Source organism: Enterococcus sp. 1001283B150225_161107_E12, from assembly GCF_015556925.1.
Classification (GTDB): Bacteria; Bacillota; Bacilli; order Lactobacillales; family Enterococcaceae; genus Enterococcus_B; species Enterococcus_B mundtii.
Map to the genome: position 1 here is coordinate 16452 of NZ_JADNNI010000021.1, position 11958 is coordinate 28409.

The 11958-nt window shown below is 41.8% G+C and carries 9 protein-coding genes; 8 read left to right on the forward strand and 1 reads right to left on the reverse strand.

What is annotated here, in order from left to right:
• Window positions 1–133 precede the first annotated feature (133 nt).
• From kdpA to I2F89_RS13610, 5 genes are read left to right on the forward strand one after another with little or no spacing between them, the layout of a single operon-like run.
• Window positions 134–1810, forward strand: coding sequence for a potassium-transporting ATPase subunit KdpA (gene kdpA, locus I2F89_RS13590; protein ID WP_086334833.1), 1677 nt, complete (start codon window positions 134–136; stop codon window positions 1808–1810).
• 15 nt (window positions 1811–1825) lie between these two features.
• Window positions 1826–3856, forward strand: coding sequence for a potassium-transporting ATPase subunit KdpB (gene kdpB / locus I2F89_RS13595; RefSeq protein WP_086334832.1), 2031 nt, complete (start codon window positions 1826–1828; stop codon window positions 3854–3856).
• A 36-nt stretch (window positions 3857–3892) separates the two neighbouring features.
• On the forward strand, window positions 3893–4414 hold the full coding sequence (locus I2F89_RS13600; RefSeq protein ID WP_071868013.1) for a potassium-transporting ATPase subunit C: 522 nt from the start codon (window positions 3893–3895) through the stop codon (window positions 4412–4414).
• A gap of 27 nt (window positions 4415–4441) precedes the next feature.
• The gene (locus I2F89_RS13605; RefSeq protein WP_161643752.1) at window positions 4442–7066 is read left to right on the forward strand and encodes a sensor histidine kinase; all 2625 of its coding nucleotides are present in this window, start codon (window positions 4442–4444) and stop codon (window positions 7064–7066) included.
• Window positions 7044–7727, forward strand: coding sequence for a response regulator transcription factor (locus I2F89_RS13610; protein ID WP_074800804.1), 684 nt, complete (start codon window positions 7044–7046; stop codon window positions 7725–7727). The genes I2F89_RS13605 and I2F89_RS13610 overlap by 23 nt, the downstream gene beginning before the upstream one ends.
• 153 nt (window positions 7728–7880) lie before the next feature.
• On the opposite strand, the gene I2F89_RS13615 is transcribed toward I2F89_RS13610, so the two are convergent.
• Complete coding sequence (locus tag I2F89_RS13615) at window positions 7881–8837, reverse strand: iron-hydroxamate ABC transporter substrate-binding protein (protein WP_104776573.1); 957 nt, start codon at window positions 8835–8837, stop codon at window positions 7881–7883.
• A 165-nt stretch (window positions 8838–9002) separates the two neighbouring features.
• Between I2F89_RS13615 and I2F89_RS13620 the strand changes: the two genes are divergently transcribed.
• The 3 genes from I2F89_RS13620 to I2F89_RS13630 are packed head-to-tail and all read left to right on the forward strand — an operon-like array spanning window position 9003 to window position 11793.
• The gene (locus tag I2F89_RS13620; protein WP_023519886.1) at window positions 9003–9803 is read left to right on the forward strand and encodes an ABC transporter ATP-binding protein; all 801 of its coding nucleotides are present in this window, start codon (window positions 9003–9005) and stop codon (window positions 9801–9803) included.
• Window positions 9803–10792, forward strand: coding sequence for a FecCD family ABC transporter permease (locus I2F89_RS13625; protein ID WP_195514505.1), 990 nt, complete (start codon window positions 9803–9805; stop codon window positions 10790–10792). Before I2F89_RS13620 ends, I2F89_RS13625 begins: the two co-directional genes overlap by 1 nt.
• Window positions 10789–11793: a FecCD family ABC transporter permease gene (locus tag I2F89_RS13630; protein ID WP_074800798.1), complete on the forward strand. Its 1005-nt coding sequence runs from the start codon at window positions 10789–10791 to the stop codon at window positions 11791–11793. Before I2F89_RS13625 ends, I2F89_RS13630 begins: the two co-directional genes overlap by 4 nt.
• The last annotated feature ends 165 nt before the right edge of the window (window positions 11794–11958 follow it).

The following is an 11958-nucleotide window of genomic DNA, read 5'->3' on the forward strand; positions in this document are numbered from 1 at the left end:
ATTAACACTATCTTTATAGTCCTTTGTCTATGATGAAAACAAAGGAGAGGAAGAAAATGGTCTTATTTTTAGGTTGTATCAGTATGATTTTGTTAGCTTATCTATTCTGGTTTTTATTTAAGGGGGAAGAGCAATGATGAGTGCAGTATTTCAAGGATTGTTTTTCTTTTTTATTCTACTTGTTTTAGCCGCACCTCTTGGGTGGTACATTAAGTTGATCATGACAGGGGAAACACCAAAATATGTACGTTTCATCCAACCAATCGAACGCTTTTTTTATCAATTGATTGGTCCTGAGAGTCAAAAGAAAATGACGGCGAAGCGCTATTTAGCGCATGTGTTGGGTGTTGGGATCTGTTCTTTGCTATTTTTAACGGGATTATTGATGGTCCAAGGTTGGCTTCCTGGCAATAATGGCGTGGAAAATCTGTCATTTGATTTAGCCGTGAATACAGCTGTTAGTTTTGTGACAAATACCAACTGGCAAGCTTACACGGGAGAATTGACACTTTCGAATACGACGCAAATGCTTGGTTTGACTGTTCAAAATTTCTTGTCAGCAGCTGTAGGTTTAGCAGTTCTTTGTGCATTGATCCGCGGCATCATCCAAAGGAAATCGAGCCAATTGGGCAATTTTTGGCAAGATCTAGTACGTAGTTTACTTTACATTTTTTTACCACTTTCATTGATTACTGCTGTACTTCTGATTTCCCAAGGCGTGGTTCAAACGTTTAGTCATGGGCTGTCTTACACTGGTCTATCAGGAGAATCTTTATGGTTGTATCTAGGACCTGTGGCCAGTCAAGTAGCTATCAAGCAATTAGGAACCAATGGTGGTGGATTTTTCGGTGCAAATTCCGCTCATCCATTTGAGAATCCGACGATCTTTTCTAATTTCATCGAGAATCTCGCCATCTTGTTGATACCTACAGCGTTGATTTTTGCGTTTGGTTATTGGGTCAAAGAATGGAAACAAGGTCGAACGATTTTGATCGTTTCGTTTGTTTTTCTTTTTGCAGCTTTTGTAGGTGTAGCAATTAGTGAATATCATGGGCCCGCTTTTACGGATGTACTGGGTTCGCTGAATATGGAAGGAAAAGAAGTACGCTTTGGTGTAGGTTGGTCAAGTTTATGGGCTGTTAGCACAACAGCGGCATCGAATGGATCAGTCAATGCAATGTTGGACAGTTTTACGCCTCTCGGTGGTGGTATCCCGCTTTTCTTGATGCAATTAGGGGAGATCATCTTTGGTGGTGTGGGTAGTGGCTTGTATGGCATGTTGGCATTTCTGCTGTTGACGGTTTTTATTGCCGGTCTACTTGTTGGACGTACGCCAGAATATTTAGGCAAGAAAATCGAGGCTTTCGACATCAAGATGGCTAGTTTAGTGATTTTGACGCCTGTATTATTGACTTTGTTTGGTACGATGGCAGTTTCACTGCATCCTGATGTTTTAACTTGGTTGACCAATAAAGGGCCTCATGGATTTAGTGAGTTGCTTTATAATGTGACTTCTCTAGCAAATAATAATGGGAGTGCATTTGGTGGGTTGACGGCAGATACACCGTTTCTAAATCTTTTAGGAAGTGTCTTGATGTTGTGTTCTCGCTACATTCCGATCGTTGCTATTTTGTTCTTGGCTGAAAACATGGGAAGGAAGAAAACGATCGCGATCAATGATGGAACACTTTCAACAACGAATGGCACATTCATCTCCATGTTGATGATCGTTATCCTTGTTGTCGGAGCATTGAGCTTTTTACCAGCGTTGGCGTTAGGTCCGATCGCTGATCATTTTACCTTAAGTTAGAAGGAGCAAAATCAAATGAAAACTATTTATGTATGGGCAATCAAAGAAGCCTTTGTCAAATTAGACCCAAGACAACAAATCAAAAACCCAGTGATGTTCATGGTCTACATCGGAGCGATCTTAGCGACGATCCTTTGTTTTGAACAAACAACGGTGCCTTTATGGTTTACTATAACGATCACCTGTTTGTTATGGATCACCTTGTTGTTTGCAAATTTTGCCGAAGCAGTGGCAGAAGGTCGCGGAAAAGCGCAGGCAAATAGCTTGAAGCAAGCAAAAAAAGAAGTGATCACTTATAAGATCAATCGCTTAGAAGACATTGAAAACCAAGAATTTATTGAGATCAAATCTTCTGATCTCAAAAAGGGGGATCTGATTTACGTAGTATCGGGTCAACAAATTCCAGCGGATGGTGATGTAATCGAAGGAGCTGCTTCAGTGGATGAAAGTGCCATTACAGGGGAATCAGCACCAGTGATCCGTGAATCAGGGGGCGATCGAAGTGCCGTTACTGGTGGGACAACGGTGGTTTCTGATTACTTGGTGATCCGTGTGACATCCGAAAATGGACACTCCTTTTTAGATCAAATGATTTCGATGGTGGAAGGGACACAACGAAAGAAAACCCCGAATGAGATCGGGTTACAAATCTTTTTGATCACGTTAACGATCATCTTTTTAGCGGTCTCTGTTAGTTTAGTTCCTTTTACCGAATTCAGTAGTCAGCTGTCAGGTAAAGGGGCGCCGATTGCGACGATCGTTGTCATTGCTTTATTCGTATGTTTAGCGCCAACGACGATCGGTGCATTGATTTCATCGATCGGGATTGCTGGAATGAGTCGGTTAACGAAAGAGAACGTGATCGCAATGAGTGGTCGTGCCATCGAAGCAGCGGGAGATGTTGATGTATTACTGTTAGATAAAACAGGAACGATTACTTTAGGAAATCGTCGGGCAAGTGAGTTTTTACCTGTCAATGGCGTCACAGAACAACAATTAGCTGATGCAGCACAGCTCTCATCTTTGGCAGATGAGACGGCAGAAGGCCGCAGTATTGTCATTTTAGCTAAAGAAAAATTTGCTTTGCGAGAACGCATTTTTGAAAAATCTGAAGTGAAATTCATTGATTTTAGTGCGCAAACCCGCATGAGCGGCATGGATTATCGTGGCGATCAGATTCGTAAAGGTGCCGCAGATACGATCAAGAAATATGTGCAGGCACGTGGTGGACAGTATCCAGAAGAATGTGATCAAATCGTCGCAAAAGTTGCCCAAGCTGGCGGAACTCCTTTGGTGGTTGTAAAAAATGATCAAGTGATGGGGGTCATTTATCTCAAAGATATTGTAAAAAATGGTGTACAGGAAAACTTCGCAGATATGCGTAAAATGGGGATCAAAACTATCATGATCACAGGAGACAATCCTTTGACAGCAGCGGCGATTGCGGCTGAGGCGGGGGTCGACGACTTTCTTGCAGAAGCAACACCTGAAAATAAAATGGATCTTATTCGTGACTATCAAGAAAAAGGCCATCTTGTAGCAATGACAGGGGATGGAACGAATGATGCGCCAGCATTAGCACAAGCGGATGTGGCAGTGGCGATGAATACAGGGACACAAGCAGCAAAAGAAGCGGGCAATATGATCGATTTAGATTCTAGTCCAACGAAGCTATTGAAGGTCGTACGTATCGGTAAACAATTATTGATGACTAGAGGTGCTTTGACCACGTTTAGTATTGCAAATGACGTCGCAAAATATTTTGCTGTGATCCCAGTCTTGTTTTATGGGATCTATCCCGAATTGGCCCAGTTGAATATCATGGCACTAGGTAGTCCTCTTACAGCGATTTTATCGGCTGTTATCTATAATGCAGTGATTATTGTCGCATTGATTCCTTTAGCGTTAAAAGGAGTCAAGTATACAGAAAAACCTGCCAGTCAAATTTTACGACACAATCTATTGGTATATGGATTAGGCGGTTTAATTGCCCCATTCATATTCATCAAACTGATCGATCTCGCTTTGAGCTTTTTCTTGATATAAAAAGAAAGACATTTTACAGAAAGAAGGAATTCACCTATGAAAAATATCCTTAGAGCACAGCTTAGTTTTTTATTCCTCAGCATACTACTCCTTGGTGGGCTATACACCTTCGCTGTTACTGGTATCGGTCAACTTTTCTTTGCCCAGCAAGCCAATGGTAGTCAGAGAGTTGTTTCAGGGAAGGTGGTCGGCTCTTCGTTGATTGGACAATCCTTTCAACAGGCAGCTTATTTTAATGGAAGAGGGCAAGACGTGACCCAACTTTCACCAACCTCATCGGAGCAAAAGAAATTAGTAGAAGATAAAACAGAATTGGCACAACAAAGCAATCAAACTACGGAGATCCCAATCGATCTAGTCACAAACTCTGCAAGCGGTGTTGATCCGCATATCAGTGTGGCAGCCGCAGAAAATCAAGTCTCTCGTATCGCTAAAGAGCGGGGACAAGACGTTGCCAAAATTCGTGCTATAATACAGGAAAAAGCACAGAAAGATTGGTTTTCAGATCGAATGTTTGTCAATGTGCTTGAATTGAATCTGTCACTTGATAACATGTAGGTGGCAGAGGGGTTAGGAGAAACAAAGATGGAAAGACAGGATGTTTCAGAAATGTTACACCAGCGTGAAAAAAGCCGAGGACGTCTACGGGTTTATTTTGGCTTTGCGGCGGGAGTCGGCAAGACTTATGCGATGCTGGCGGAAGCACAAGAGCTTAGCGTACTAGGTAAAGACATTGTGGTTGGCTACATCGAACCTCATGATCGCCCGGATACAAACCAATTATTAGAAGGATTACCACAGATTCCTTTAAAAGAAGTGACGTATAAGGGGCTGACTTTGAGTGAACCTAATATCGATGCCATTATCAAACGTCAGCCAGAAATCGTTTTGATCGATGAATTAGCCCATAGTAATGCGCCAGGATCAAGAAATCGCAAGCGATATCAAGATATCGAAGAATTATTGAATGCGGGGATCAATGTCCATACGACGATCAACGTCCAACATATTGAAAGCTTGAATGATATCGTTGAAGAAGTGACTGGGATCGAAGTAAAAGAAACGGTTCCGGATACGTTTTTCCAACAGGCGACATTGAAGGTCATTGATGTGGAACCAGATGAATTGATCGATCGTTTAGCGCAAGGGAAAATCTATGCCGATGAAAATGCAAAACGCGCCTTGCAGCACTTCTTTATTCCTAAAAAATTGGAACAGTTACGAGGTCTAGCGATCCAACGGGCTTCGGATCATATCAATCGTGTGATCGGTAAAACAAATGGTGTCCAAAGCAAACTAATCACGATCGTTCAAGATGCTTTCCCTAAAATGGCTGAGAAAAGTATTCGGTGGACTGCTCGGTTAGCTCAAGGCTTGGGGGCAGAATGGATCGTGCTATACATTCGTTCCGATGATCGTTTACAGGGGACGAATGACTTAGCGGAGAAACTTGGTGCAGAAGTCGTGGTGATCGAGGAGGATCATTCATTTGAAACAATCGTCGAATATGCTAAACTGGTCGGCGCAACCGATTTGATCATCGGTAAAAATTTGGCGAAACCGTGGACGGAGCGATTGTTTTCAGAAGAGCTGGATGTTCGATTGCTCAAACGATTGCCAGAAACTGAACTTCACTTGATTCCTTATAAAGAAAAACGTTCAACCATCCTTTCCCACTCCAAGAAACTAGTGGAAGGGGGAGGAAAAGATGTTGCGATTTCATTGATCTGTGTGTTCGTAGCAACGCTCTTGACTGAGGTGATGCAATATCTCCACTTCGGAGAACAAAACTTGATGTTGGTGTACATTTTCTTTATCTTACTTGTTGCCCGTTTGACCTCTGGCTATTTTTGGAGCGCATTATCTTCTATTTTAAGTGTCTTGGCTTTCAACTGGTTTTTTGTCGAGCCACTGTATTCCTTGACCGTATATAAACAAGGCTATCCGATTACTTTAGTCATCATGCTGATCGTTGCACTGATGATCAGTAATTTGATGGTTCGTCTGAAAAAACAGGCTGTCCATGCCAGAGAAAAAGAACAACAGATGGAAATTCTGTATGAACTGAACAAGCAATTTGTTTTAGCAGAAGACCAGCAACAAATCGTTGAATTATCTGCCACTTATTTAGGCAGACTATTGGATCGGGAAGTGATTTTCTTTGATAAACATGCCATCAAGCAAAGTCAATACACACCAAAAGATGCCCCATTTTTACTCGATCATCCAGAAGAAGCGGCAGTGGCTTATTGGACGGCTAAAAATCAAAAAGATTCAGGTTATGGAACTGATACATTAAGTGGCGCAAAAGGTTTTTATTTACCGATTGTCGCAAATGGGAAGACGTTAGCTGTTTTAGGGATTCGTCGCAGTCGCGGGCTTCCGATCGAGGATAGTCAATTGAACTACTTACGGTTAGTGTTGACCCAGCTTGCTGTTATCTTAGAGCAAACAGAGCTTAAGAATGAAAAAGAACAAATCGAGTTAGAAAATGAACGTGAAAAAGTTCGCAGTAATTTATTACGTGCGATATCCCATGATTTGCGTACGCCATTGACTGCGATTTCTGGGATTGCAGAAACACTTTTGCAAACAGATGAAGAGCTGAAACAAGCGACGCGCCAAAAATTGCTGACCGATATCCAGACAGAATCCCAATGGTTGATTCGCATGGTGGAGAATCTGTTGTCGATCACACGGATCAATATGGACACAATGCAAGTGAAAAAAACAACAGAACCGATTGAGGAAATCATTGAAGCAGTCTATGAACATGTCACAAAAGTTTATCCTGACAAGGAATTATTGGTCCATTTACCGACAGCGGTTTTATTTGTCGAAGTTGACCCTATCTTGATTGAGCAAGCGATGTTCAATCTGGTGGAAAATGCGTTTCGTCATGGATCAACACAAGGTCAAGTAGAAGTCAGCGTGTTCCAAGAGGGAGAACAGGTCATTTGTGAAGTAAAAAATGAGGGTGAAATCTCATTGAAGCAATATGAAAAAATCCAGATGAATCTATCCAATGAAGAAGAAGTACCAATCGATTCAAAAAATGGTCTTGGCATTGGATTAAGTATTGTCAAAACCATCATCCATGCCCATAATGGGAAATTAGAGATGGCTGTATCAGAAGGGAAAACAGTGGTTCGCATCTATTTGAACAAGAGTGAGGAGGTGACGTTACATGAGGAAAGTACTATTGATTGAAGATGACCCAACGATCACTGATTTTATGGAAGTCGTGTTGGCAAAAGAACATTATCACGTTACGATTGCCACAACTGGCATGGAAGCTTTGCATGTGTTCCAAGAAGATTCCTTTGACTTGATTTTGCTCGATTTAGGTTTGCCAGATATTGATGGCATCGAATTATTGAAAATCATTCGTAAACGACTGGCTACACCGTTGATCGTGATCTCTGCGCGAAACAACGAGCATGAAAAAGTCAAAGCCCTTGATCTCGGTGCTGATGATTACGTCACTAAGCCTTTTGGGATGAATGAATTACTTGCTAGGATCAGAACCGCTTTTCGTCATCGTAAACAAGAGGAATTACCTTCAGTCATCACCAATGGGGAATTGTCTTTGGACACAGAAAGCCAGCTGTTAACCAAAGCAGGAGAACCGATCCATCTCACTAAGAATGAATATCGCATTTTGCTCGTATTATTCCAACACCTTGGGAAGGTCGTCACTTATCGCGTATTAACATCAGAAGTTTGGGGGCCTTACGGAACAGATTCCCAAGTGTTGCGAGTGAATATGTCAAACATTCGGAAAAAAATCGAGAAAAATACCATTCGTCCAGAATATTTAATCACTGAGATCGGAGTTGGCTATCGGTTACGTGATTACCGAAATTCTTAGTAAGCGACAAACAAATTGAACATCGAAAAAAACGACAATCACCGAAGAATTTTACCTCTTGGTGATTGTCGTTTTTTGATGTGCTGTTTACCAGCTAGCACACTGAACACTTCTTTTATTTACAGCTCAAGCCAAATTGTGGTTTTCACGCTTTTACTTTAGCTCGCCTTTGATATCATCGATCATCTGACGACTAGCGATTGGTCCATTATATAACCAGCTAGAAGTTGGACCAAATTCGAATACTTGACCCGCTTTGACTGCTTTCAGATTTTGCCAAGTGGGCTCGTTGAACATCGCTGCTTGTTCATCACTATTGACTAAGATGATATAGTCTGCGTCTAATTCAGCTAATTTTTCTGATGAAACAGCAGACCAATCAGAGGTTGCTTCTTTTGATACTTCTTCCACTAAAGGTGGGACACCGAATTGTAGATCTTCATAAACGATGCGACCACTTGAACGATTCTGGCTGACCATAAAGGCAGAGTTGTTCGTGACCCATAAGACGGCCGCTGTTTTCCCATCGATCTGATCACTCAATTCTTCTCGTGTTTCTTTCGCGTAATCTTGATAATCTTGAATGATTTCCTCTGCTTTGTCCTCTTTATTCAATACTTTGCCAATGTCTTGCAACTGTTCTTCCCATGTGACATCGGTACCATTTTTAACAACATAGGTTGGAGCAATTTTACTATATTGCTCGTATTTGCCGCCTTCAACAGTGGCTGAAGAAGAAATCAATAATAAATCAGGTTCAAAACTTAACACATTTTCATAGGGTAGATCATAGGAGATAGTTGGGACATCTTTCAGATCATCTTGTAAATAATCTTGGATCGAACCACTGCCGACTGTCCATTGAGCAACCGGGGTTTCACCTAACGCAACAAGATAATCCTCTAAATAACTGCCGATGATCCGCTTCGGTTGGTTAGGTATTTCAACTGAATGTCCTAATGTATCTGTCAAGGTATGCGTACCATTATCAGCAGTAGTCGATGAGGCGGTTGTCTCTTCGGTTGTAGATGAGCCTGGCGAGCAAGCACTCAGTAATCCCACCAAAAGTAATGCACTAGAGATTGTGAATAGTTTATTTTTAAGTCTCATGTCTTTCCTCCAAACGTAATTGAGAATGTTTCTCAATTGCTATTATTCCCCAAGAAAAGGGCGCTGTCAACTCTTTTTACTAACGTAAACGACGAAATTTGTGCTTGACGAATTTGTGAAGTACCGTCATAATTGAGAATGATTTTCAATGAGAGGGGGAAGTATATGTCTAGATTAAATGCAGTTGAAATTACTACCGGTTACCCCAACAAAACGATAATTGAAAATTTGTCTGTCGCTATACCAGAAGGGAAAATCACCAGTTTGATTGGCCCGAACGGCAGTGGAAAGTCTACACTATTAAAAAGCTTTACCCGCATACTTCCTGTAAAAAACGGTAAAATATTAGTCAACGATCGTGACTTGACGACCTATCATTCGAAAGAACTAGCTCGGAAACTTGCCTTACTAGCCCAAACGAGTGAATACCCATTAGGAATGACAGTCGAAGAAGTCGTTTCTTACGGTAGATATCCTTATCAAAAACTATTCAGTGGCATGGATGATCAAGATCTGCAGGCCATTGAGTGGGCATTGACAGCGACGGATCTGATCTCGCTAAAAGATCGAGACTTAGCGAGTTTATCCGGAGGTCAAGCCCAACGAGTCTGGATTGCGATGGCGTTAGCTCAAGAAGCAGATATCTTGATCCTTGATGAACCAACAACTTTTTTAGATCCTGCGCATCAACTGGAGATCTTAGATCTGCTGAAAGAAATCAACCGAATGAAAAAAACAACGATTTTGATGTCGATCCATGACATCAATCATGCCTCCCGCTTTTCCGATTATTTAGTCGCAATGAAAGAAGGGCGATTAATCGTCAATGGGACCCCAGAACAAGTCATCACGAAAGAATGGATGAGAGAGATTTTTGAGATCGAAGCACAAATCGTTCAATTACCTGAAACAAATAAACCTGTCTTTTTAACATATGATCTCATCAAGAAACCGGAGGGAAAATGATGAGGAAAGGGAAAAAAATAAATACCCTATGGCTGCTTCTGTTATTGGCAATCATTGTCTTCTTTTTTGCTTTGTATAATGGTGCTTCTACAGTTAAAGGCAATGAAGTCTGGCAGGCGTTGTTCCAGTTCGATCCAACTGATCAAGCCCAGCAGATCATTCGTAATATCCGTCTGCCTCGGGTCATCGGAGCATTTGTCGTGGGCAGCTGTTTCGCCCTCAGTGGCGCTTTGATGCAAGGGGTAACGCGAAACAACTTGGCAGATTCAGGATTGTTAGGGATCAATGCAGGTGCGTCGTTAGCCATGGCATTTAGCTTTGCTTTTTTACCTAAAGCTTCGCCGTTTTCAATTTTTCTACTATCATTGCTCGGGTCGTTGATCGTGACGATGACGGTTCTAGGTTTCTTTAGTTTTTCAAAAATCGGACTCAGCACCATGCAGATGATTTTAGCCGGTGTGGCGATCAGTTCTTTTTTTACGGCAATCAGCCAAGCACTGACCCAGTTATTTAATCTACAACAAGATTTGACTTTTTGGTTTGTTGGCGGTGCGGCTAATATTACTTGGCAACAGTTGCTCGTTCTTTCTCCTATCTATTTATTGGCGGTTATTGCCTCTTTTCTATTAGGAAAGTCGATTTCCTTGATCCATTTGAGTGAATCCCATGCGATCGCCTTAGGAGGACATCCACAGCGCACACGGGTACTGGTTTTCATCTTTGTTTCGATCTTAGCAGCGTTAGCTGTTTCTTTAGTTGGGCCCGTCTCTTTTATTGGTTTGATGGTTCCACCTGTTGTTCGTGGCTTTGTCGGTACGGATTATCGGTATGTCTTGCCAGCTTCATTTATCGCTGGGGGAATCTTAGTCATGTTAGCAGACTTTGTGGCACGAATGATCAATCCACCTTTTGAAACACCATTTGGCTTAGTCATCTCTTTGATCGGTGTCCCTTTCTTATTAGTACAAGTTAGGAGGGAACGCGTGTGAAAAAAATATATTGGGGGATTGGCCTGTTACTATTTTTATGGCTTGTGACTGCGGGAATCAGTTTAATGATCGGTACACCGTTTCTTTATATTGACCAATTGATCGATGTCGCACTTGGTAGAGGAACACAGGTCCAACAATTGGTTCTGACAGAATTTCGCTTGCCACGCCTATTGATCAGTTTATTCGCAGGTTCCTGTCTAGGAATCGCTGGCTATCTTTTGCAAGGAGTAACTAGAAACCCATTAGCCGATTCAAGTATTTTAGGCATCAATTCCGGTGCAGGCTTTTTCGTGATGCTATATTTAGGCTTTTTTACTAGCCATGCGTCACCTTTCTTGTTGCTTTTTGTTGCCTTTCTAGGCGGCACGCTTGCTGCATGTCTAGTCTATTTTGTTGCCTATCAGCGTTCGGGACAAGTGGCGATGAATCGCTTGCTCCTTTCAGGTATCGCTGTAAATGCCGGCTTTTCTGCGGCAATGTTATTAAGTACGATAAAGATATCAAAAGAAAATTATGGGTTTGTGAACGCTTGGTTAGCAGGTTCGATCTGGGGCGCCAGTTGGCCTTATGTCACTGCATTTTTGCCATGGGTACTTATTCTGATCCCTTTAGCGTTTTTCTATAGTCGCAGGATTGGTCTTTTATCCTTTGGACCAGAACGTGCGCAAAGCTTAGGACTGAATGTGTCACGAAGTCAGTCAGTTTTATTACTGCTTGCTGTTGGTTTAGCCTGTGGCAGTGTGGCTGTCGCAGGTAGCTTGTCCTTTGTGGGGTTACTCGCACCGCATGCTGCCAAAATCATTGTACGTAAAGAAAATCAATGGGCACTCCTATTCAGTGGTTTGTTCGGAGGATTATTTGTCAACATTGCTGATATTCTTGCGCGCGTCATTTTACCCGATGGAGAAGTACCAACAGGAATCCTGATTGCTGTCTTGGGTGCGCCGTATTTTCTTTATTTATTATTTTACATTCAGAAGAAACAACTATCCGTATAAGATAAGAGCAGAATGTTGGAATCAGTTTGGATAGCATAGAGGAACACTGAAGGAGATTTTTCCTTCAGTGTTTTTTAGTCCATTGAGAAATACCTTCAACAACCAGATAAGAAATAAAGTAACAAGACCTATCTAATAGAATTCTCACCCACCGAGAGGTTATGT

Bases quoted from the DNA above. Each gene is read 5' to 3' on its own strand.
- kdpA (WP_086334833.1), top strand. From the start codon at position 134: ATGATGAGTGCAGTATTTCAAGGATTGTTTTTCTTTTTTATTCTACTT.
- kdpB (WP_086334832.1), top strand. From the start codon at position 1,826: ATGAAAACTATTTATGTATGGGCAATCAAAGAAGCCTTTGTCAAATTA.
- I2F89_RS13600 (WP_071868013.1), top strand. From the start codon at position 3,893: ATGAAAAATATCCTTAGAGCACAGCTTAGTTTTTTATTCCTCAGCATA.
- I2F89_RS13605 (WP_161643752.1), top strand. From the start codon at position 4,442: ATGGAAAGACAGGATGTTTCAGAAATGTTACACCAGCGTGAAAAAAGC.
- I2F89_RS13610 (WP_074800804.1), top strand. From the start codon at position 7,044: ATGAGGAAAGTACTATTGATTGAAGATGACCCAACGATCACTGATTTT.
- I2F89_RS13615 (WP_104776573.1), bottom strand. From the start codon at position 8,837: ATGAGACTTAAAAATAAACTATTCACAATCTCTAGTGCATTACTTTTG.
- I2F89_RS13620 (WP_023519886.1), top strand. From the start codon at position 9,003: ATGTCTAGATTAAATGCAGTTGAAATTACTACCGGTTACCCCAACAAA.
- I2F89_RS13625 (WP_195514505.1), top strand. From the start codon at position 9,803: ATGAGGAAAGGGAAAAAAATAAATACCCTATGGCTGCTTCTGTTATTG.